17 protein-coding genes are annotated in these 20945 nt (G+C 68.5%); 4 read left to right on the forward strand and 13 right to left on the reverse strand.

The window, feature by feature from the left end; all coding sequences use genetic code 11:
- Positions 1–68: 68 nt before the first annotated feature.
- Entirely contained in the window at positions 69–971 is a 903-nt protein-coding gene (locus D0Y85_RS19710; RefSeq protein ID WP_117311712.1) for a LysR family transcriptional regulator, read from the reverse strand.
- Between the two features lie 105 nt (positions 972–1076).
- Between D0Y85_RS19710 and D0Y85_RS19715 the strand changes: the two genes are divergently transcribed.
- Positions 1077–2291: an MFS transporter gene (locus D0Y85_RS19715; RefSeq protein ID WP_059065570.1), complete on the forward strand. Its 1215-nt coding sequence runs from the start codon at positions 1077–1079 to the stop codon at positions 2289–2291.
- Between the two features lie 85 nt (positions 2292–2376).
- A complete protein-coding gene (gene dkgB / locus D0Y85_RS19720; RefSeq protein WP_033832513.1) occupies positions 2377–3186 on the forward strand; it encodes a 2,5-didehydrogluconate reductase DkgB in 810 nt (269 codons plus the stop codon).
- 73 nt (positions 3187–3259) lie between these two features.
- On the opposite strand, the gene D0Y85_RS19725 is transcribed toward dkgB, so the two are convergent.
- The gene (locus D0Y85_RS19725) at positions 3260–3961 is read right to left on the reverse strand and encodes an alpha/beta hydrolase (protein WP_117311713.1); all 702 of its coding nucleotides are present in this window, start codon (positions 3959–3961) and stop codon (positions 3260–3262) included.
- Positions 3962–4006: 45 nt separating this feature from the next.
- On the opposite strand from D0Y85_RS19725, the gene D0Y85_RS19730 reads away from it, so the two are divergent.
- The gene (locus D0Y85_RS19730; protein WP_117311714.1) at positions 4007–4387 is read left to right on the forward strand and encodes a YbjQ family protein; all 381 of its coding nucleotides are present in this window, start codon (positions 4007–4009) and stop codon (positions 4385–4387) included.
- A 42-nt stretch (positions 4388–4429) separates the two neighbouring features.
- Here D0Y85_RS19730 and D0Y85_RS19735 read toward each other — a convergent pair whose 3' ends face one another.
- Together D0Y85_RS19735 and mgtE are read right to left on the reverse strand one after the other, a co-directional pair.
- Positions 4430–7156, reverse strand: coding sequence for a bifunctional acetate--CoA ligase family protein/GNAT family N-acetyltransferase (locus D0Y85_RS19735; RefSeq protein WP_117311715.1), 2727 nt, complete (start codon positions 7154–7156; stop codon positions 4430–4432).
- Between the two features lie 124 nt (positions 7157–7280).
- The gene (gene mgtE, locus D0Y85_RS19740; protein ID WP_117311716.1) at positions 7281–8651 is read right to left on the reverse strand and encodes a magnesium transporter; all 1371 of its coding nucleotides are present in this window, start codon (positions 8649–8651) and stop codon (positions 7281–7283) included.
- A 343-nt stretch (positions 8652–8994) separates the two neighbouring features.
- Between mgtE and D0Y85_RS19750 the strand changes: the two genes are divergently transcribed.
- A complete protein-coding gene (locus tag D0Y85_RS19750) occupies positions 8995–10782 on the forward strand; it encodes a monovalent cation:proton antiporter-2 (CPA2) family protein (RefSeq protein WP_032976814.1) in 1788 nt (595 codons plus the stop codon).
- Between the two features lie 485 nt (positions 10783–11267).
- On the opposite strand, the gene D0Y85_RS19755 is transcribed toward D0Y85_RS19750, so the two are convergent.
- The 9 genes from D0Y85_RS19755 to D0Y85_RS19795 all read right to left on the reverse strand — a co-directional run bounded on the left by D0Y85_RS19755 (position 11268) and on the right by D0Y85_RS19795 (position 20918).
- Positions 11268–14606, reverse strand: a complete 3339-nt coding sequence (locus tag D0Y85_RS19755) for an ankyrin repeat domain-containing protein (RefSeq protein ID WP_117311717.1) — start codon at positions 14604–14606, stop codon at positions 11268–11270.
- Positions 14599–14859 carry a YcgL domain-containing protein gene (locus D0Y85_RS19760; protein WP_117311718.1) on the reverse strand — a complete coding sequence of 87 codons (261 nt, stop codon included), beginning with the start codon at positions 14857–14859 and terminating at the stop codon, positions 14599–14601. The genes D0Y85_RS19755 and D0Y85_RS19760 overlap by 8 nt, the downstream gene beginning before the upstream one ends.
- A 159-nt stretch (positions 14860–15018) precedes the next feature.
- Complete coding sequence (locus tag D0Y85_RS19765) at positions 15019–15459, reverse strand: hypothetical protein (protein ID WP_025877987.1); 441 nt, start codon at positions 15457–15459, stop codon at positions 15019–15021.
- 37 nt (positions 15460–15496) lie between these two features.
- The gene (locus tag D0Y85_RS19770) at positions 15497–16735 is read right to left on the reverse strand and encodes a beta-ketoacyl-ACP synthase (protein ID WP_117311719.1); all 1239 of its coding nucleotides are present in this window, start codon (positions 16733–16735) and stop codon (positions 15497–15499) included.
- Entirely contained in the window at positions 16735–17466 is a 732-nt protein-coding gene (locus D0Y85_RS19775; protein WP_117311720.1) for a 3-ketoacyl-ACP reductase FabG2, read from the reverse strand. Before D0Y85_RS19775 ends, D0Y85_RS19770 begins: the two co-directional genes overlap by 1 nt.
- The gene (locus tag D0Y85_RS19780) at positions 17463–17921 is read right to left on the reverse strand and encodes a hotdog family protein (protein ID WP_117311721.1); all 459 of its coding nucleotides are present in this window, start codon (positions 17919–17921) and stop codon (positions 17463–17465) included. Before D0Y85_RS19780 ends, D0Y85_RS19775 begins: the two co-directional genes overlap by 4 nt.
- Complete coding sequence (locus D0Y85_RS19785) at positions 17918–19105, reverse strand: beta-ketoacyl-[acyl-carrier-protein] synthase family protein (RefSeq protein ID WP_117311722.1); 1188 nt, start codon at positions 19103–19105, stop codon at positions 17918–17920. Before D0Y85_RS19785 ends, D0Y85_RS19780 begins: the two co-directional genes overlap by 4 nt.
- On the reverse strand, positions 19102–19656 hold the full coding sequence (locus tag D0Y85_RS19790; RefSeq protein WP_117311723.1) for a DUF3261 domain-containing protein: 555 nt from the start codon (positions 19654–19656) through the stop codon (positions 19102–19104). Before D0Y85_RS19790 ends, D0Y85_RS19785 begins: the two co-directional genes overlap by 4 nt.
- Entirely contained in the window at positions 19644–20918 is a 1275-nt protein-coding gene (locus D0Y85_RS19795) for an NAD(P)/FAD-dependent oxidoreductase (RefSeq protein WP_032976809.1), read from the reverse strand. The genes D0Y85_RS19790 and D0Y85_RS19795 overlap by 13 nt, the downstream gene beginning before the upstream one ends.
- Positions 20919–20945: the final 27 nt, after the last annotated feature.

The raw sequence follows: 20945 nt of genomic DNA on the forward strand, positions 1-20945 counted from the left end.
GCGGCCGGCACTACCATGCGTGCGATTCCCGGTAGTGCCGGCCGCTGGCCGGCAACCCGGACACTCCATCAGCGCAGGTAATCCGAGGCGGCCATCGCCTCGCCCAGGTAATCCAGAAACGAGCTGATCCGTGCCGATACGGCCGTGTTGCGGTAGTACACGGCATGGATCGGCTGGTACACATCCAGCGTCTGCGCGGCCAGCACCGGCACCAGGGTGCCGGCCGCGCGGTCGCGTTCGGTCACGAAGTCGGACAGGCAGGTGATGCCCACGCCCTCCACCGCCAGCGTGCGCAGGGTCTCGCCGCTGGACACCGCGATGTCCGGGCGCACCAGCAGCTGCCCCTCGGCATCGCCCGGCAGCGGCCAACGGTTCAATGACTCCGGCTCGTTGAACCCCAACAGCGTGTGCTGACCCAATGCCAGCACGCTGGCCGGCTCGCCACGCGTGGCCAGATAGGCCGGGCTGGCCAGCACCTGCAGCCGGCAGCGCCCCAGCGGCCGCGCATGCAGGGTGGAATCGGCCAGCGGGCCGATACGGATCGCCAGATCGGTGCGCCGTTCCAGCAGGTCGATGTAGCGCTCGGAACTGTTCAACTCCAGCTGCACGTCCGGATAGCGCGCGCGGTAACCAGCGACCAGCGGCGCGATCACGTGCAGCACGAACGGCATCGCTGCATCCACCCGCAGCCGGCCGGCCGGACGCTCGCGCCGCGCCGCCATCTGTTCCTCGGCCGATTCCACCGCATCGATGATCGCCCGCGCATGGCGCAGATAGGCCTCGCCCTCGGCGGTCAGGTGCAGGCGGCGGGTGGTGCGGGTCAGCAGGGTCGTGCCCAGCTTGTCCTCCAGACGGCCCAGCGCGCGGCTCACACCCGAAGGTGTCTGCCCCAGCTGCTCGGCAGCCGCGCTGATCGAACCGCTGTCGATCACCGCCAGGAAGGCCTGCATTTCGTCGAGGGTGGTTTTCATGGCGTCATTATTGACCAGGCGGCAAGAGTGATTGGCGTGAAGACCGGTTTTTCGGCAAAGGTCGGCCGCGCACACTGCGCGCCTTCCTTCCCTCTGGACACTGTCATGATCCGTGGCATTCCGCTCGCCCTGCTGGCGCTGACCCTCGGTGCCTTTGCCATCGGCACCACCGAATTCGTCATCGTCGGCCTGATCCCGACCATCGCCGCCGACCTGCAGGTCAGCCTGCCCTCGGCCGGCCTGCTGGTCTCCCTGTATGCCTTGGGCGTGGCCGTCGGCGCGCCGGTGCTGACCGCGCTCACCGGCCGCGTGCCGCGCAAGACCCTGCTGGTGGCGCTGATGGTGCTGTTCACCCTCGGCAATGTCATCGCATGGATGGCACCGGGCTACACCTCGCTGATCGTCGCCCGCATCCTCACCGGCCTGGCCCACGGCGTGTTCTTCTCCATCGGCTCGATCATCGCCACCGCCGTGGTGCCGAAAGAGAAGGCCGCCAGCGCGATCGCCATCATGTTCACCGGCCTGACCGTGGCGCTGGTGACCGGCGTGCCGCTGGGCACCTTCATCGGCCAGCACCTGGGCTGGCGCGCGACCTTCCTGGCCGTGGCCGGCCTGGGCGTGATCGCGCTGCTGGGCAGCCTGCTGTTCGTGCCGCGCGGGCTGGCGCAGAGCGCGCCGGCCACCTTCCGCCAGCAGCTGGGCGTGCTGGCGCAGCCGCGCCTGCTGATGGTGTATGCCATCACCGCGCTTGGCTACGGCGGCACCTTCCTGTCCTTCACCTACCTGGCGCCGATCCTGCAGGACGTCACCGGCTTCTCGGCCAACGCGGTCAGCCTGGTGCTGCTGGTGTATGGCGTGTCGGTAGCGATCGGCAACCTGTGGGGCGGCCGCATGGCCGACCGCATGGGCCCGATTCCCGCGCTGAAGCGCATCTTCGCGCTGCTGGCCATCGTGCTGCTGGTCATGACCTTCACCGCCCACAACACCTGGCTGATGCTGCTGACCGTGCTGGCACTGGGCGCGGTGGCGTTCGGCAACGTGCCCGGCCTGCAGGTGTATGTGGTCAAGCAGGCACAGCGCTACGCACCGCAGGCGACCGATGTGGCCTCGGGCCTGAACATCGCCGCCTTCAACATCGGCATCGCGCTGGGTGCGTCGCTGGGCGGCCTGGTGGTCGAGCACATCGGCCTGATGCATACGCCGTGGCTGGGTGCGCTGGTGGTGGTCGGTGCGTTCGCACTGACGGCACTCAGCGGCCGCCTGGACCGTCGCGACGGTATCGACGATCGCGCCGAAGGCATTGCGGTGAGCGCGCACTGATGCATGCAATGCACCGTTGCCGGCATGCACACGGCCCCTGCCCTACCCTTTGCGATCACCTCCTTCCCCCGCTTTGGAGTTCTCCATGACTGTCCCCGCTTTCGGCCTCGGCACCTTCCGCCTGAAAGACCAGACCGTGATCGACTCGGTGCGCAACGCGCTGGACGTCGGCTACCGCGCCATCGACACCGCGCAGATCTACGGCAACGAAGCCGAGGTCGGCCAGGCCATCGCCGAGTCGGGCGTGCCGCGTGACGAGATCTACCTGACCACCAAGGTGTGGATCACCGAGTTCAAGCGCGATGCGCTGCTGGCCAGCCTGCGCACCAGTCTGGAAAAGCTGCGCACCGACCATGTCGACCTGGCGTTGATCCACTGGCCGTCACCGAACGACAAGGTCGATACGCCGATGGAGGAATACCTGCCTGCCCTGGCTGAGGCCAAGGCACAGGGGCTGACCCGGGAGATCGGTATCTCCAACTTCACCATCGCCCAGACCCGCAAGGCGATCGAGATCCTCGGCGCCGATGCCATCGCCACCAACCAGATCGAGATCCACCCCTACCTGCAGAACCGCCTGCTGGTGAAGTTCCTGCAGGACAACGGGATCCGCGTCACTGCCTACATGAGCCTGGCCTACGGCGAGGTGATCAAGGACCCAGTGATCCAGGCCATCGCCGGCCGTCATCAGGCCAGCCCGGCACAGATCGCGCTGGCATGGGCGCTGCAGCAGGATTACGCGGTCATTCCGTCGTCGACCAAGCGCGAGAACCTGGCCAGCAACCTGGAAGCCGCCGCGATCCGCCTGACCGAAGACGACATGGCGCAGATCGCCAAGCTGGACCGTGGCCACCGCCTGGCCAATCCGGAAGGCATCGCACCGGCTTGGGATTGAAGAACGGCCGCCGGGCGTGGCCCGGCGCTACCGGATGACGGTGGGTAGCGCCGGGCCATGCCCGGCGGATCCATCAGTACTGCAACAACCATCCGCGCATTGCCGCACTCACCTCGTCCGGCTTCTCCATCGGTGCCAGGTGCCCGCAATCGGGCACCACCACCAGCTGCGAATGCGGCACCAGCGCGTGCATCTCCTCGCTCACCGGCAACGGCGTGATGCGGTCGTTCGCACCACAGACGATCAGCAGCGGATCGCGGTAGCCGGCCAGCACATCGTGGCCATCACTGCGCTCCAGCGCGCTCTGGCGCAGGAACACCTCCGCACCCAGCCGTGCGGTCATGTCACGCACGCGCTGCACCAGCACGTAGTCGTCCAGCCGCGAGGCGTCGATATAGCTGCGCATCAGCGCGTCACCAAAGCCGTGGAATCTGCCGGGCAGGCGCACGCTGGCGCGCTGGCTGCGGCGCTGTTCGGCACGTTCCGGGGAGTCGGCATGGATCGAGGTGTCGATCAGGGCCAGCTGCAGCACACGCTCCGGCGCGGTGCGCAGGATCTGCTGGGCGACAAAGCCGCCCAGTGAGAAACCGGCCAGCGCAAACCGCTCCGGCGCCTGCGCCAGTACCTCCTCGGCAACGGCCTGAAGGGTCTCGCCGTGGGTCTGGTCGCCCACGGTGCAGTCGGCGATATCGGCCAGGTCGGCCAGCTGCGCGCGCCAGAGTTCGGCGTCGTTGAGCAGACCCGGGAGGAGGAGCAGGGGAATGCGGTCGGTCATGGCGGTATTGTGGCGTCTTCAAACCCACAACACGACCAGACACCCATGGCCGACCCCTACAACAGCGGTGCCCCGACCACGTCCGCAGCGCGCTTCGATGATTCGATGGTGACCACCGCCTTCGAGCTGCCCGGCTACCGCATCGCGCGCAACTTGGGCGTGGTACGCGGCATCACCGTGCGCTCGCGCTCGATCGTGGGCAATTTCCTGGGCGACATCCAGACGATCTTCGGCGGCAACATCACCATCTACACCGAGCTGTGCGAGCAGGCGCGCGAGGAAACCTATCGTGACATGGTCAAGCATGCGCGGCAGCTGGGTGCCAACGCGGTCATCGGCATGCGCTACGACGCCACCGATGTGATGACCGGGCTGACCGAAGTGCTGTGCTATGGCACGGCGGTGGTGGTCGAGCCGCTGCGTTGAATCCGACGGTCCGCCGGGCATGGCCCGGCGCTACCGTCACGGTCACGCCACCGGCGGGACGTCGGGGACTTCCACCTGCTGCACCGGCAACGTCACCATCATCACCGTCGGGTCGTCCGGGTCCAGCCGGGTCTTGAAGCCCAGGCTCTGGCACATCGCCAGCATGGTGCTGTTCTCGCGCAGCACCTGGCCTTCCACCACGTCCAGGCCCAGCCACTTGGCGTACTCGATCATGATCGCCATCAGGCGCCAGCCGATGCCGTGTCCCTTCAGATCCGAACGGATCAGGATGCCGTACTCGCCACGGTGGTAATCCGCATCGGCATGCAGTCGCACCGCGCCGAGCATTTCGCCGCTGCGCGGTTCGAGCGCCACCAATGCGATCGAGCGGGCGTAGTCCAGCTGGGTCAGGCGGGCGATGAACTCGTGGCTGAAATGCTTCACCGACTGGAAGAAACGCAGACGCAGATCCTCGTCGCTGACACGCGCGAAGAACGCACGGAACAGCGCGTCATCTTCCGGCCGCACCGGGCGCACGAACGCGCGACCGCCGTCGGACAGCTCGATGGTGCGCTCCCACTCCTTCGGATACGGGAACACGGCGAAGCGTGGATGGCCACGTCCCTTGTGCAGGATGCGCGACGGCGCGACCGCCACGCGCGCGTCCAGTGCGAGGATGCCCTTGCTGTCCACCAGCAGGGGATTGATGTCCAGCGTGCGCACTTCGGGAATGTCCGCCGCCAGCTGCGCCAGTTTGACCAGCGCCAGTGCCAGTGCACGCTCATCGGCGGCGGGCACATCGCCATAGGCCTTGAGGATGCGCGAGGCCCGCGTCTGGCCGATCAGCTCGTGGGCCAGGCGCAGGTCAAGCGGCGGCAGCGCCAGTGCCTTGTCGTTGATCACTTCCACCGCCGTGCCACCGCGCCCGACCACGATCACCGGTCCAAACGTGGCGTCGTCGGCGATGCCGACGATGATCTCGCGCGCCTTCGGGCGGACGATGGTCGGTTGCACCAGCAGGCCGTCGATGCGCGCGTCCGGCCGTAGCTGGCGTGCACGGGCAAGGATCGCCTTGGCCGCACTCTGCACCGCCTGCAGCGTCGCCAGATTCAGGCGCACGCCATCCACTTCGGATTTGTGCGGAATATCGGGCGACAGGATCTTCAGCGCGACCGTCGCACCACGCTCCAGCAAGGGTTGCGCCAGGTCCATCGCCTCGTGCGCATCGCGCGCATGCATCACCGGTGCAGAGGGGATGCCGTAGGCCTTCAGCAGTTCATGGGTGGCCAACGGGTCCAGCCAGCCCTGGCCATTGGCCAGCGCGGCTTCGACCAGCGCGCGCGCACGCGCGGTATCCACGCTGAAATCCTGCGGCAGGCTCGGCGGCGTTTCCATCAACGCACTCTGTGCCTCCCGGTAACGCACCAGATGCTGGAAGCCGCGCACGGCCTCCGCTTCGGTGGGATAGGTCGGCACGCGTGCGGCATTGAGGGTGGCGGTGGCCTGGTCGTCGTTGCCCAGCCACACCGCGAATACCGGCTTGTCACGGTGATGGCGCGGGCGCAGGCCGAGCGTGCGGGTCAGCGCCTGCGCCGCATCGGCCGACGAGGTGAACGCGGTAGGCACGTTGACCACCAGCACCGCATCGTTCTCGCTGTCCGCCAGCAACGCTTCGATGGCGGTGGCATAGCGATCACCATCGGCGTCGACCACGATGTCGACCGGGTTGCTGCGCGTCCAGCCCTGCGGCAGTACCGCGTCCAGCTTCTGCACGGTGCTGTCGGACAGTTGCGCCAGCGTGCCCTGCAGGGCGATCAGCTGGTCCACCGCCAGGTGGCCGACGCCACCGCCGTTGCTGAGGATGGCCAGGCGACGACCGGGGAAGGTGCCAAGCCGGCCCAGCGACTCGGCCGCGGTGAACAGTTCGTCCAGCGCGCTCACCCGCAGCAGGCCGGCACGGTTGAATGCCGCGCCGTACACATCATCGGCGCGCGCCAGTGCCTGCACGTGGGTATCGGCGCTGCCCGGCTGCGCCCGTTCGGCGCGCCCGGACTTCACCACCACCACGGGTTTGGCACGCGCAGCGGCGCGCGCGGCCGACATGAACTTGCGCGCGTCCTTGATCTGCTCGACATAGAGCAGGATGGCGCGGGTACGGTAGTCGGTAGCGAAATAATCCAGCAGATCGCCGAAGTCCACGTCCATGGTGTCGCCCAGCGAAACCACGGCGGAGAACCCTACCGAGCGCGCCACGCCCCATTCCACCAGGGCGGCGGCAATCGCCGAGGATTCGGAGATCAGCGCGAGGTCGCCGGCCTGTGGGAAATGCGCGGCGATGCTGGCATTGAGCCGTGCATGTGGCGCGATCACGCCCAGGCAGTGCGGGCCAAGGATGCGCAGGCCATGCGCGCGCGCGGCGGACTCCACCTGTGCCCATGGCGAGCCCGGGCCTTCTCCCAGGTGCGCGGTGAGGATGATCGCGGCCTGCACGCCCCGTTCGGCAGCGGTGCGTACCACCTGCGGCACGATGGCGGCTGGCGCGGTGATCACCACCAGATCGGGCACCCAGTCCAGGTCCTTCAGCCGCTTCACGGTGCGGATGCCATCGATCTCGGCGTGGCGAGGGTTGATCCACGCCACCTTGCCGGGGAAGCCGGTGCCGCGCAGGTTGCGCATGACTGCGCGGCCCGCCGAGCGCTCACGCGGGCTGCCGCCGATCACCGCGACCGACTGCGGACGGAACACGGACTGCAGGTGGTAGGTACTCATGTGCCTACGTTACACGGACCGGCGCTGCGGCGGCATGATCGTGTGCAGGAACCTGGCATCGCATCCACGCCATCACGGGTTGCACGATCCAGTAGATCCACGCCCTGCGTGGATGACGCCGCCGTTACAGCAGCGTCCCGTGCAGGATCATCGCGGCGATGCTGAAGTAGATGACCAGGCCGGTCACATCCACCAGGGTGGCCACGAACGGGGCCGAGGCGCTGGCCGGGTCGAAGCCCAGCCGCTTGAGGATGAAAGGCAGCATCGACCCGGACAGCGAGCCAAAGGTGACGATGCCCACCAGCGCGGCGCCGATGGTGATCGCCAGCAGGATCCAGTGCTCGCCGTAGTCATGGAAGCCACCGAGCTGCCAGATCACAATGCGTACGATGGCCAGGCAGCCGAGGATGGCGCCGAGCACCATGCCGGTGGGCACTTCGCGCAGGGCCACCATCCACCAGTCGCGCAGGCGCAGTTCGCGCAGCGCCAGGCTGCGGATCAGCAGCGAGGTCGCCTGCGAACCGGAGTTGCCACCCGAGCTCATGATCAACGGAATGAACAGGGTCAGCACCACCGCGCGCGCCAGTTCGTCCTCGTAGTGCTGCATCGCGCTGGCGGTCAGCATCTCGCCGACGAACAGAACGCTCAGCCAGCCGGCGCGCTTGCGCAGCATCTCGAAGAAGCCGATCTGCATGTATGGCTTGTCCAGCGCTTCCATGCCGCCGAACTTGTGCGCGTCTTCGGTGGATTCTTCGATCAGCGCATCGAGGATGTCATCGACGGTGACGATGCCGAGCATGTGCTGCTGCGCGTCCACCACCGGAATGGCCAGCAGATCGTGGCGACGGATCAGCCGCGCCACGTCTTCCTGGTCCATCTGCGCATCCACCATCACTGGCGGATTGACCTGCGCCACCTCCAGGATCGATTCCTCCGGCAGCCCGGTGATCAGCCGGCGCATGGTCACCACCTGCTGCAGCTTCTGGTTGGCCGGGTCGAGCACGTAGATCGCATACACGGTCTCGCGCGTGCGTTCGACCTGGCGGATGTGCTGCAGGGTCTGGGCCACGGTCCAGGTGGCGGGCACGGCGACGAACTCGGTGGTCATCAGCGCACCGGCGGTGTTCGGCGGGTAGCTCAGCAGCTTCTGGATGGTCTGCCGGGCTTCGTTGCCCAGCAGCGGAATCAGCCGCGCGCGTTCTTCTTCATCCAGCTCGTGGACGATATCGGTGGCACGGTCGTCGGCCATCAACCCCAGCAGCGCGGCGGCGCGTGCCGGCGGCAGTGCGGCAACCAGCTCGCCACTGCGGTGCAGCTCCGGCGCCTCGAGCATCTTCACTGCACGCGGCAGCGACAGCGCGGCCAGCGTCTCGGCGGCGCGCTCCAGTTCGAGCGTGTTGAGGAATTCCACCGCATCGGCGGTGTTGTAGTTCGCCAGCGGTGCCGACAATGCTGCGGCATCGGCCACCGGACGCAGCAATTGCTTCTGGTTCATGGTGATTCGCCTTCATGGGGTGCGACCTCGCGCAACGCCAACGCAGGCAAACCGTCCCGGTGTCAGGCGGTGGCCATCGCTGGCGTCGACCGAGGTCGACTTCTACTGTCGCTGGACATGGGTTGGGGACTCCGGAGGGGTGTACTGCCGGACACGCCGGCAGCGGCGGGCAGTCTGGACCTGCGGTCGGTGCAGGTCAACCCGCCACGCTGACCGGACAATGGGCCCGCTGCCGTTCTCGTGCGTACACAGCGGCGCGCGCATAATGCCCAGGTGGTATCCGCCGCGCTCCCCTCCCCGCCGAACGGACGCACAGCCGGCCTCCCGATGACCAGGTATTCCCATGCATAGCGGTGGTCTGGAACTGGCACTGGTGCTGCTGCTGGCCGCGGTGATCGCGGTGCCGGTGTTCAAGAAGTTCGGCTTCGGCGCGGTGCTGGGCTACCTGGCGGCCGGCGTGGTGCTCGGGCCGGACGGTCTGGGCTTCGTACAGGACGCCGACCGCATCCTCGGCGCGGCCGAGATCGGCGTGGTCATGCTGCTGTTCGTGATCGGGCTGGAGCTGTCCCCGGCCCGGCTGAAGGTGATGCGGCGCTCGGTGTTCGGTGCGGGCGCGGCGCAGGTGGCGCTGTCCGGGCTGGTGCTGGGCGGCCTGCTGCTGCTCGATCACTTCCAGTGGAAAAGCGCGCTGGTGGTGGGCGTGGCGCTGGCGCTGTCGTCGACTGCGGTCGGCCTGCAGCTGCTGTCCGAACACAAGGCGATCAACAGCGACCATGGCCGGCTGGGGTTTGCCATCCTGCTGTTCCAGGACCTGATCGCCATTCCGCTGCTGGCCGCGATTCCGCTTCTGGGCGGGGTCAAGAACGAGACGCTGCGCTGGGAAGATGCGGCCGTCGCGCTGGGTGCGCTGGCGGTGGTGATCCTGTGCGGGCGGCCGGTGCTGCGCCGGGTGTTCGGCATCATCGCCCGCACCCGCAGCCCGGAGGTGTTCACCGCCACCGCGCTGCTGGTGGTGCTGGGCACCGCCTGGTTCATGCAGGAAGCCGGCCTGAGCCCCAGCCTGGGGGCATTCCTGGCCGGCGTGCTGCTGTCCGATTCGGAATTCCGGCATGAGCTGGAATCGCAGATCGAGCCGTTCAAGGGCCTGCTGCTGGGCCTGTTCTTCATTGCCGTGGGCATGGGCATCGACCTGGACCGCATCGCCGCCGAACCGTGGATGATCGCCGCGGGCGTGGCGATCCTGCTGGTGGTGAAGTTCAGCCTGCTGTACGCCATCGGCCGCATCGCCAGACTCAGCTCGCGGCAGTCGTTGCTGCTGGGCAGCGTGTTGTGGCTGGGCGGCGAATTCGCCTTCGTGGTGTTCAATGAAGCCCAGCGTGCGCATCTGCTGGGCAATGCCAACCATGACCGGCTGGTGGCGATCGTCGGCCTGTCGATGGCGATCACCCCGTTGCTGATGATCGCCCTGATGCGCCTGCTCGGCGAGGAGAAGGTCGCGCCCCGCCAGGCGGCGGAGGCCGACAAGGTGGCGCCGGACAATCGCCCGAAGGTGCTGATTGCCGGCATGGGCCGCTTCGGCCAGGTGATCGCGCGCCTGCTCACCGCGCAGAAGGTGCCGTTCGTGGCACTGGAGGCGAACCCGGACACGGTGGCCGACCTGCGCCGCTTCGGCAACCAGCTGTACTACGGCGATCCGACCCGGCCGGAGATGCTGCGCGCCGCCGGTGGCGAGCACATCGACGTGTTCGTGATCACCGTGGACGACCCGGAAACCAACCTGCGGGCGGTGCGCATGGTGCGCCGCCTGTACCCGGACGCGACGGTGCTGGCGCGTGCGCGCAACCGCCAGCATGCCTGGCGGTTGATGGACATGTCGGCCGAACCGTTCCGCGAAGTATTCGGTACCAGCCTGGAAATGAGCGGGCGCGTGCTGACCGCGCTGGGCGTGGCACCGAACGTGGCCGAGCGCCATGTGCAGCAGTTCCGCGAACACGACGAGAAGCTGCTGCGCGACCAGTACCTGGTCTACGACGACGAGGCCGCCGTGATCCAGACCTCGCGCGATGCCCGCAACGACCTGATGCACCTGTTCGAAGCGGACGCGGAAAGCGACGGCGACAAGGAGCGCTGACCGACGGGGTTGGGTAGTGCCGGCCGCTGGCCGGCAACCTCATGAACCTCGCCAGGATTGCGAAGCTGCCGGCCAGCGGCCGGCACTACCGCGCCTTGGGGTCAGCCGTTGTCGCGCAGGAACCTGGCCATCGACGATACGCCCGCCACGCGCGGCTCGAACGCGGAAAGCGGCGGCGACAAGCAACGCTGATCGACGGGGTTGGGTAGTGCCGGCCGCTGGCCGGCAACCTCATGAACCTCGCCAGGATTGCGAAGCTGCCGGCCAGCGGCCGGCACTACCGCGCCTTGGGGTCAGCCGTTGTCGCGCAGGAACCTGGCCATCGACGATACGCCCGCCACGCGCGGCTCGAACGCGGAAAGCGACGGCGACAAGCAACGCTGATCGACGGGGTTGGGTAGTGCCGGCCGCTGGCCGGCAACCTCATGAACCTCGCCAGGATTGCTAAGCTGCCGGCCAGCGGCCGGCACTACCGCGCCTTGGGGTCAGCCGTTGTCGCGCAGGAACCTGGCCATCGACGATACGCCCGCCACGCGCGGCTCGAACTCGGCGGCGACGTCGATGAAACCGCGCATCACCGCGATCTCGCGCGGGCTGCGGTTCAAGCCATCGCGCGCTTCCGGATCGGCACCGGCGCGCAGCAGGCGCTGCACCAGCAGCGGCAACCCGTGCAGGGCGGCCAGATGCAGCGGGCCGAAGCCACGCGGATCGCGCACGTCCAGGCTGACGTCTTCATCCAGCAGGCGCTCGACGGCGGCCATCACCACCTGCTCGTCGCAGGCGGTTCCCGGTTCGGCGCGCGCGCCCAGCAGCAGCAGCAACGGCGTGACCGCACCGGCGGCGGCCTGGTCTGGCTCTGCACCAGCCAGCAGCAGGGTATCGAGCAGCGCCAGCAGGCGCGAACGGTCGCGCGCACTGAAGCCATACAGTGCCGCGCAGTGCAGCGGCGCCAGCTGCTGGGCATCGCCGGCGTGCACATCGGCACCGGCGGTGAGCAGGCGCGCCACGATGTCCGGCAGGCCCAGCGCCGAGGCCAGCATCAGCACGGTGACCCCGCCTGGCAGGCGGTGTTCGAGCTGCGCACCGGCGTCGAGCAGGGCCGAGACGATCTCGACCTGGCGCATGCTGACCGCCGCTGACAACGGCGTGGCACCACTGGCAGCGGCATGCTGCGGATCAGCGCCGCGCGCCAGCAGCAGGTCGACCACGGCCAGGTGGCCACCGCCGGCAGCACGCAGCAGCGCGGTGCAGCCCTGCGCATCGACGGCGTCGATGGCAAAGCCAAGATCATTCAGACGACGCACGGCGTCGACATCACCGGCCATCGCGGCGGCCGGCAGATCGCCTTCGCGCAGGGTCCGGCGCGGCAGCGGCCAGACGCGCCAGTCCAGCCAATCAGCCAGATCACGACGACCGATCGACAACGCTACGCCCAGTGGTGTCTGCCCATCGGCAGCACGCGCTTCCGGCGAGGCGCCGTGCTGCACCAACAGCTTCAAGGCGCTTTCGCGCGCCAGTGCGGTGGCCAGATGCAGTGCGGTCATGCCATGGCTGTCGCGTGCTTCGCGGTCCACGCCGGTGGTGAGCAGGGCCTGCTGCAGGCGCAGCCAGCCCAGGCGCACCGCAAGCGACAACGGCGGATCACCGGCCGGCGAGGCGGCAAACGGATCGGCGCCCCGCTCCAGCAGTTCCAGCGCCAGCTGCTCAAGGCCACGCGCCGCCTGGTCGTGCTGCGCACAGGCGGCCAGGAAACGCGCCAGGCCACCACGCCCGGCCGGCGACAGGCCGTGCTGCAGCATCACCTGCAGGGCTGGCACGGCATCGATGCCACGCGAAAGCAGGGCGAACATCGGCGTATCTGCGCAGGCGTCGCGCACGTACGGATCGGCACCATGGGCGAGCAGCCAGTCGACCGCACGCGGCTCCAGCGCCAGCTCCGGATCGAGCAGCAGGCCACCCAGTTCTTCGGGCTGGCACAGCCTGGCCAGTGCGGCCATGCCATCGGTATTGCCGAACCCCAGCGCCTCGCGCAGCAGGGTCAACGGCGGGCGGTCGGGCAACAGGCCGCTGGCGCTGGCCGTCTCACCGCGCTCGGCCAGGCCATCGCTGACGGCGGCGGGCAGCGGGTAGAACGGGTCCAGCAGGGCAACGATCGCCCAGCGGCCGGCTTCGGCGGCGTAGTCCACCGCGCGCCGGCCGGCCGGATCGCTGCCGTCGGCGGCGATGCCCAGTTCCAGCAGGCGCTTGATCAACAGCGGCGAAACGTCCTCGGCCATCGTGGCCAGCAGCACCGCGTTGCGGCCATCGGCGTCGACCGCAACCAGGTCGGGTTTGTGCGGCAGCAGGTGCTCGACCACGGCAGCGCGGCCGGCGCGTGCGGCTTCCAGCCACGGGGTGCGGCCCAGCGCATCGCGCGCTTCCAGGTTGGCACCGGCGGCCAGCAGCACGCCGATGATGTCCACGTGGCCGGCCAGTGCGGCTTCATGCAGCGCGCTGCGGCGCTGGCGGTCGCGCGCGTCGGCACGTGCCTTGTGCTTGAGCAGCAGCTGCACCCCGGCCGGATCGTCGTCCTCGGTGGCGGCCGCGGCCAGCAGCACCGGGGTGCCGTCAGCCGGTTCGCTGCGCGCGCCACGCTCCAGCAGGAAGCGCGCCAGGCGCCAGTTGCCGACCTGGCAGGCCACCGCCAGCGGTGACCAGCCATCACGGTTCAGTGCGTCCACTTCAGCCGCCGCATCCCGCAGCAGTGCGGCCACGCCCGGGTCGGAACTGCGCGCGGCGTGGTGCAGGGGCGTGTTGCCCTCGCTGTCGGTGGCGCGCGAATCGGCGCCGTTGGCCAGCAGGGTCATCACCGCTTCCGGACGCCCATGCCAGCTGTCGCGGGTCGCGGCCAGCAACGGGGTCATGCCGCGGTGCGGCGCGTTCACATCGACGCCGCGGCCGATCAGCTCGCGCAGCAGGCGCAGGTCCGGCAATACTGCGGCCAGTACAGCCAGGCTGCGCTGGTCGCGCCAGTTCGGGTCAGGCAATGAATGCGGATCGGCGCCGGCCTGCAGCAACTGCAGCGCGCGGTCGATGCGGCCGTGGCGTGCGGCTTCGTACAGGGCCGGGGTCAGCTCCTGCGGCGCCAATGCTTCCAGCGGCGTGGTGTCCACCGCAGCGCTGAACAGCGTTTCGCGATCGACCGGCAGTTCAGCGCCAACCGGGCCGCGCAGCGAGACCAGCGGCGCCGGTGCGATGCGCTGCAGCAGCAGGTGCAGCAGCGGCGACAGCAGCAGCACCGCCAGCGCCGACGGCCAACGCGCGCTTTCCGGCAGCAGGCCCGGCCAGGTCGGCAGTACCACCAGTGCGGCCAGGGCCATCACCAGTGCAGCCACGCCAAGGCCACGCCAGGCGCTGAGGTCGCGGCCGGCCAACGCCTGCCAATGCTGGGCCAGGCCACCTTCGAGGCGCTCGACATCGTTCCACAGCGGCCAGGTGCGCCAAGCCGCCAGCAGGCCAGCGCTGACCAGCACGCTCAGGCCCAGCACCGCAGCCAGGCTGCCGCTGTCGCGCAGCGCGGCCAGGGGCCAGGCCAGCAACAGGGCCAGCAGCAACGGCGCGGCGGTCCACAGTGCCAGCAGCGCCGGCAGGTCCTGGCGGGCGATCACCTTCGGCGGCAGCAGCGCGCGGCTGCGCCGCCACCACGAGATCCCCAGTGCGAACGCCGGTTGTGCCAGTGCCGCCAGCACCGCACCGGGCAGGCCGCCCAGCGCCGAACCCAGTGCCAGCAAGGCACCCAGGGTGAAGGCCAGCGACAGGGCGCGGGATCGGGAAAGCTCAGTCATAGTGGCGCAGCATCATGCTGCTCACCGATGGCGGCACCTGCAGGTAGAACCCGCGCTCGGTCAGTTCGCTGCGCACCTTGGCCGGGTCGGCCTGGGCCAGCCGGCGCTCCGCGCCGAGGGTCACGTCCAGCACGAAGACGAGCGGACCCAACGACGCCGACAGCGGCGCAGGCAAAGCGCTGAAGTCATCGCGTCGGGCGAGATAGACGTAGGTGTCCGGCTTGAGTTGGCTTTTATAGACGTAGGCGTGCATGTCCACGGGACGATAACCCGGGAAGAGCCGTGATTGTGTCGGAAAGCCGACACCGGGGAAAGCCGTCACGCGACGATGGCGGCGCGATCGACGGCGTTTCCCCGTTGGGGTTCAGCAATGTGGCGACGCCGTTCAGGCTGCGCCACCGGTCGGCAGCGCTTACTTGACCTTGGCGTAGGTGCCCTTCAGGGCCACGCCGGCGACGAAGGTGCCGGCCCAGCACTCGTAGTTGGTCGCGCTCTTGAACTCGTTCTTCTTGTAGTAGCTGACGATGTCGACCACGGCGTTGGCGCCGCGCGACTTGGCACCGTCCTGCAGGGCCAGCAGTGCCGACAGGGCAACCCAGTTGCAGGCCTCGACGTCGCTCTTGTTGGCGGCGTTGGTCTTCTTGTTGGTCACGTCCTCGCCCAGGCGCTGCTGCACGCTGACCGGCTGGCCGGCCAGGTAGAAGCGCACGCTGCCGTCGATGCCGGCATCTTTGGCGGCCTGCGAACTGATCAGCTCGCGCAGGGACTGCTCGACGCGGGTATCGCGCGCCGAAGCGGTGGAAGTCAGGGCCAGCAGCGCGGTGGCAGTGGCGATCAGCAGGGTGCGGCGCATCGGAACGTCTCCTTGTTGGTGTGCGGGTACAGCGGGATCACGCGCTCCAGCGGCGGAACACCAGCGAGGTGTTGATGCCGCCGAAGGCGAAGTTGTTGCTCATCACGTACTCGGCCTGCAGCTCGCGGCCTTGCCCGGTGATGAAGTCGAGCTGGCCGCAGCGCGGGTCCACCTCGACCAGGTTCAAGGTGGGCGCGAACCAGCCGGCGCGCATCATCTCGATGCTCATCCAGGCTTCGAACGCACCGCAACCGCCCAGCATGTGGCCGACGTAACTCTTCAACGAGCTGATCGGCACGCGGCTGCCGAACACCTGGGCGGTGGCCTGGGTCTCGGCGATGTCGCCGTGGTCGGTGGCCGTGCCGTGGGCGTTCACGTAGTCGATCTGCGCTGGCTGCAGACCGGCGTCTTCCAGCGCCAGGCGCATGGCCTGGGCCATGGTGTCGGCGCTGGGCTGGGTGACGTGCTGGCCGTCGCTGTTGGTGCCGTAGCCGACGATCTCGGCGAGGATGGTCGCGCCGCGTGCCTGTGCGTGTTCCAGATCCTCCAGGATCAACGTGCAGGCGCCCTCGCCCAGCACCAGGCCATCGCGGCCGGCATCGAACGGACGGGGGGTGGTGTGCGGTGCGTCGTTGCGCGTGCTGGTGGCAAACAAGGTGTCGAACACCGCCGCAGCCGTGGCGTCGAGCTGTTCGGCACCACCGGTCACCATCACCGTCTGCTTGCCGCTGCGGATCGCTTCATAGCCGGCGCCCACGCCCTGGCTGCCCGACGTACAGGCGCTGGAGGTGGTGTAGACACGCCCGGACAGGCCGAAGAACACACCGATGTTGACCGGCGCGGTGTGGCTCATCATCTTCAGGTAGGTGGTGGCGCTGATGCCGTCGGTGGTGAACTCATGCAGCATGCGGCCGAATTCGCCGGTGGCTTCGTGGCTGCCCGACGACGAACCATAGGCCACCCCGGTACGGCCACTGCGCAGCACCGGGTGCTCGAACAGGCCCGCCTCACGCAGGGCGACCTCGGTGGCGCGCACCGACATGATCGCCACCTTGCCCATCGAGCGGGTGGTCTTGCGGTTGTAGTTCGGCGGCAGCTCGTAGTCCTGCGCCGGCGCGGCAAGCTTGGTGTTCAGGCCCGCATACACATCCCATTCCGGCATCGAACGCACCGCATTGCGGCAGCTGCGCAGATGGGCCTGGATGGTCGGCCAATCGTGGCCGAGCGGACTGATGGCAGCAGCACCGGTGACCACCACGCGACGATCGGCGGCCATCAGATCATCCCTCCGTTGACCGAGATCACCTGGCGGGTGATGTAGCCGGCCGGCTCGGACAGCAGGAACGCGACCGTGGCCGCCACTTCCTCGGGACGGCCGACGCGGCCGGCCGGGATCAGCTTCAATGCGTGTTCGACCACTTCTTCGTTGAGCATGTCGGTCTCGATCAGGCCCGGGGCCACGCAGTTGACCGTGATCTGGCGGCTGGCCAGTTCCAGCGCCAATGCCTTGCTGGCACCGATGATGCCGGCCTTGGCCGCACTGTAATTGACTTGGCCACGGTTGCCGGCCACCCCGGACACCGAGGACAGGGTGACGATGCGGCCCGGCCTGCGCCGCCGCACCATCGGCATGATCAGCGGATGCAGCACGTTGTAGAAACCGTCCAGGTTGGTGTGGATCACCTGGTCCCAGTCGTCCTCGGACAGTGCCGGGAACGCGCCGTCACGGGCGATGCCGGCATTGCACACCACGCCGTAATAGGCGCCATGTGCCTCCACGTCGGCCTCCAGCGCAGCACGCGCGGCAGCACGGTCGGCCACGTCGAAGGCCAGCACGCGGGCCTGCCGGCCCAGCGCCTGGATCTCGTCGGCCACCGCCTGTGCTTCTTCCACACGGCTGCGGCAATGCACCACCACGTCGAAGCCATCGCGCGCGATACGCAGCGCAATGGCCCGGCCGATGCCCCGGCTCGCGCCGGTCACCAGCACGCTTGGATTCCCTGTCATGCCTGTCCACTCTCCAGATAGGCCATCGAGTCGGCCGGTTCGAACACCGACACGTTGGCAACCGCCCATTCTTCTTCCCCTGCCAGGATGCGGCAGGCGAACATCCCTAATCCATTGTCGCCCAACAGCTCGCAACGCGCCTGTACCTGCAGGCGGGTGCCACTGGGGAAACTGCTGCGCGTGCTGGTGTAGCGCCGGCTGCCAAGCAGGAAGCCCAGCTGCGGCGGGTTGCCGGCCGTGCGTGCGCGGCAGCCGGCCCAGGCAGCGATGGCCTGGGCCATGTATTCGATGCCAACCCATGCCGGGACCGCACCGTCTTCGATGAACAGGCCGGCCTCGGGCACCACCAGTTCCGCCTCGATGCTGTCCTGGTCCCAATGCAGGATGCGGTCCAGCAGGCACATGTCCTGGCGGTGCGGCACCACCTCCTCGATGGCATACAGCGGCATGTTCATCGGCGCTCCAGTGCCAGCACGGCATTGCTGCCGCCGAAGGCGAACGAACTGCTCAGCACCCGCCGCGGCGGCGACGGCAGGAACGTTGCCGGCGCCACCAGCGGCAATGTCGGCAGCGCCGGATCGGCGACGCCGTCCCACCAGTGCGGCGGCAGCTGCTGCTGCGGATTCCCGGCCAGCACGATCCAGCACAGCGCCGCTTCGATCGCACCGGACGCCCCCAGCGTGTGGCCGGTCAGTGGCTTGGTCGAACTGGCCGGCACGGCGGTGCCCAGCACCTGCGCCACGGCGTGGCTTTCCATGGCGTCGTTGTGGCCTGTCGCGGTGCCATGCAGGTTCACGTAATCCACTTCCGAAGGTGCCCAGCCAGCACGCTGCAACGCCTGCTGCAGGGCATCGATGGCACCCAGACCCTGCGGGTCCGGTGCCGACATATGGTGCGCGTCGGCCGACTCACCCCACCCCGCCAGGCTGACCGGGCCTGCATCGCGGGTCAGCAGGAACAGCGCGGCGCCCTCGCCGATGTTGATCCCGCAGCGATGCTGCGAGAACGGATTGCAGCGCACTGCGGAGACCGATTCCAGCGCGCTGAACCCGGCGACGGTGAACCGGCACAGGGAATCGGCACCACCGGCGATGACGGCATCGACGATGCCCGAACGCAGCATGCGCGCGGCCGACATCAACGCCTTGGCGCTGGACGAACAGGCCGTGGACAGCGTCCAGGCCGGGCCCAGCGCACCGCTGCGCTCACGCACGAACTGCGCGGCGGTGCCCATTTCCTGCTGTGCGTAGTCGAACCCTTCAGGCCAATGGCCGTGTTCGGCGCGGGTACGCAGCGCCTGTTCGGATTCACCGATGCCCGAGGTACTGGTGCCCAGCACCACCGCCACGCGCTCGGCACCGTAACGGTTGATGGCATCGGCAACGGCCGGCGCGATCTGCGCCAGTGCCACGTCCAGCAGGGCATTGTTGCGGCCACGCAGGGACACCGGCAGTTCTTCCAGCGTCGGCAGCGGGCTGCGCACTTCGCCCAGCGCGAGCGTGCGACCTGGCAGCAGGCTGGCGTTGTCGCTCAGGCCGCCGGGCGCATCGGCAAACAGCGCAGCAGCCACCGCGGTGCGGCCCTCGCCCAACGCGCAGACCACGCCGAGGTCGTTCAGGAAAATGGGAGCGCTCTTCATTCCTGGCCGGCCATGTCGATCGATTCGATGCGCAGGGTGTAGCCCTCGGCGCGGTTGTCCAGCTGCACGCTGCCATCGCCCACGCGCTGCAGCTGCAGCCACACGGTGCCGTCGCGGGACAGGCTGCGCTGGCGGCCGTCGTCGCTCACCTGCCACCCGGCCGGCAGCGCGGCGGCAATGGCGTCAGTCGGCCACAGCGCGAACTGCAGGTCATCCAGTACGCGTTCGGCACGTACCTGTGGCGGCAGCCACGGTGCACGCTGCTGGGTCAGCTGCTGGCCGTCCCACTGCAGGCGCACGCCGGTCTGGCCCATCGCCTGCACGGCCAGCCGCACCTGCTGCGCGTCGGCTTCCAGCAGCGCATCCAGATCACGCTCGTGGCTGCCGAAGCGGAAGTGCAGTTGCTGCTGCAGGGCCAGCGGCGCCGGCAGGCTGGACGGTGCCAGCCGCAGCGGCGGTAGGTCGACCAGCGGCCGCGGCATGCGGCTGGCACAGGCAGCCAGCAGCAGGCACAGCAGGACCGCGGAGAGGCGGACGATCAGGCGCTGCACAGTTCCTCCAGCACGCGCATGCGGCGGCCGCTGTCGTCGGCCACATACGGATTGTTGGTGTCCCAGGCGTAGCCGGCCAGGATGGAGCTGATCATGTCGCGTACCTGCGGCTGCTGGTCGGGGTGGTAGATGATCTTCTGGAAGCCGCCCTGGTACCAGCTTTCGACGAAGCGGCGGAAGGTTTTCACACCGGCGCGCAGCGGAATCGAGAATTCGCTTTCCCAGTCCACGGTCTCGCCCGCGTAACGGCGCTTGAGGCATTCGCTGGCCAGCTGCGCCGACTTGAACGCGATGGTGACGCCGGAGGAGAACACCGGGTCGAGGAACTCACCGGCGTTGCCCAGCAGCGCATAGCCCGGGCCCCACAGCGAGCTGACATTGGCCGAATAGCCGGTGATGCGGCGCACTGGCAGCACCGCCCATTCGGCATTGGCCAGCAGCGAGGTCAGGTTCGGATCCTCGCCGACGATGGCCTGCAGCTTCTGCAGGTCGTCGCCTTCGTAGCGCTCGAAGAACGATGGCTCGGCGACCACGCCCAGCGAGCAGCAGCCGTTGGAGAACGGAATCGTCCAGTACCAGACGTCGATGTGCTCGGGATGGGTGGTGATCAGGATCTTGTTGCGGTCGAATTCCGCTTCGGCCGGGATGTTGTCGCGTACGTGGCAGAAGATCGCGCCGCGCACCGGGAAGTTGGACGGTGATTCCAGGTCCAGCAGGCGTGGCAGCAGGCGCGCGAAGCCAGAGGCGTCGAGGATGAAATCGGCTTCGATGCGGTACTCGCTGCCATCGGGGCGGCGCACGCTTACCAGCGGCTGCTCGCCCGGCTCGACGGACAGCACTTCGTCGCCGAAGCGCAGGGTCGCGCCCATGCGCTCGGCGCCACGCGCCAGCACGTTGTCGAAGTCGGCGCGCTGCACCTGGTAGGTGGTGCCCCAGCCCGGCGAGAACTTCTTCCTGAAGTCGAACGCGGTGCGCGCTTTCCCGTGCACGAAGGCCGCGCCGTTCTTGTACTGGAAGCCCGCCTCGACCACGTCCTGCAGCAGGCCCGCCGCTTCGATGTATTCCATGCTCTGCGGCAGCAGGCTCTCGCCGATGGAGAAGCGCGGGAACTGCTGGCGCTCCAGCATCAGCACCTTGCGGCCCTGCTGGCGCAGCATCGCCGCGGCCACCGAGCCGGCCGGGCCGGCGCCGATGATCAGGATCTCGGTACGTTCCACGTCTTCGTGGCGGGAAGAATCAGCGGCATCCACAGCAGTAGTCATCGGTGCGTCCTTGTTGCTCGATCAGGT

Source organism: Stenotrophomonas sp. G4 (assembly GCF_003428825.1).
Taxonomy (GTDB): domain Bacteria; phylum Pseudomonadota; class Gammaproteobacteria; order Xanthomonadales; family Xanthomonadaceae; genus Stenotrophomonas; species Stenotrophomonas indicatrix.

What these genes read in the sequence shown, in the direction of transcription:
- D0Y85_RS19710 (WP_117311712.1), bottom strand. Translation starts at nt 971, where the DNA reads ATGAAAACCACCCTCGACGAAATGCAGGCCTTCCTGGCGGTGATCGAC.
- D0Y85_RS19715 (WP_059065570.1), top strand. Translation starts at nt 1,077, where the DNA reads ATGATCCGTGGCATTCCGCTCGCCCTGCTGGCGCTGACCCTCGGTGCC.
- dkgB (WP_033832513.1), top strand. Translation starts at nt 2,377, where the DNA reads ATGACTGTCCCCGCTTTCGGCCTCGGCACCTTCCGCCTGAAAGACCAG.
- D0Y85_RS19725 (WP_117311713.1), bottom strand. Translation starts at nt 3,961, where the DNA reads ATGACCGACCGCATTCCCCTGCTCCTCCTCCCGGGTCTGCTCAACGAC.
- D0Y85_RS19730 (WP_117311714.1), top strand. Translation starts at nt 4,007, where the DNA reads ATGGCCGACCCCTACAACAGCGGTGCCCCGACCACGTCCGCAGCGCGC.
- D0Y85_RS19735 (WP_117311715.1), bottom strand. Translation starts at nt 7,156, where the DNA reads ATGAGTACCTACCACCTGCAGTCCGTGTTCCGTCCGCAGTCGGTCGCG.
- mgtE (WP_117311716.1), bottom strand. Translation starts at nt 8,651, where the DNA reads ATGAACCAGAAGCAATTGCTGCGTCCGGTGGCCGATGCCGCAGCATTG.
- D0Y85_RS19750 (WP_032976814.1), top strand. Translation starts at nt 8,995, where the DNA reads ATGCATAGCGGTGGTCTGGAACTGGCACTGGTGCTGCTGCTGGCCGCG.
- D0Y85_RS19755 (WP_117311717.1), bottom strand. Translation starts at nt 14,606, where the DNA reads ATGACTGAGCTTTCCCGATCCCGCGCCCTGTCGCTGGCCTTCACCCTG.
- D0Y85_RS19760 (WP_117311718.1), bottom strand. Translation starts at nt 14,859, where the DNA reads ATGCACGCCTACGTCTATAAAAGCCAACTCAAGCCGGACACCTACGTC.
- D0Y85_RS19765 (WP_025877987.1), bottom strand. Translation starts at nt 15,459, where the DNA reads ATGCGCCGCACCCTGCTGATCGCCACTGCCACCGCGCTGCTGGCCCTG.
- D0Y85_RS19770 (WP_117311719.1), bottom strand. Translation starts at nt 16,735, where the DNA reads ATGGCCGCCGATCGTCGCGTGGTGGTCACCGGTGCTGCTGCCATCAGT.
- D0Y85_RS19775 (WP_117311720.1), bottom strand. Translation starts at nt 17,466, where the DNA reads ATGACAGGGAATCCAAGCGTGCTGGTGACCGGCGCGAGCCGGGGCATC.
- D0Y85_RS19780 (WP_117311721.1), bottom strand. Translation starts at nt 17,921, where the DNA reads ATGAACATGCCGCTGTATGCCATCGAGGAGGTGGTGCCGCACCGCCAG.
- D0Y85_RS19785 (WP_117311722.1), bottom strand. Translation starts at nt 19,105, where the DNA reads ATGAAGAGCGCTCCCATTTTCCTGAACGACCTCGGCGTGGTCTGCGCG.
- D0Y85_RS19795 (WP_032976809.1), bottom strand. Translation starts at nt 20,918, where the DNA reads ATGACTACTGCTGTGGATGCCGCTGATTCTTCCCGCCACGAAGACGTG.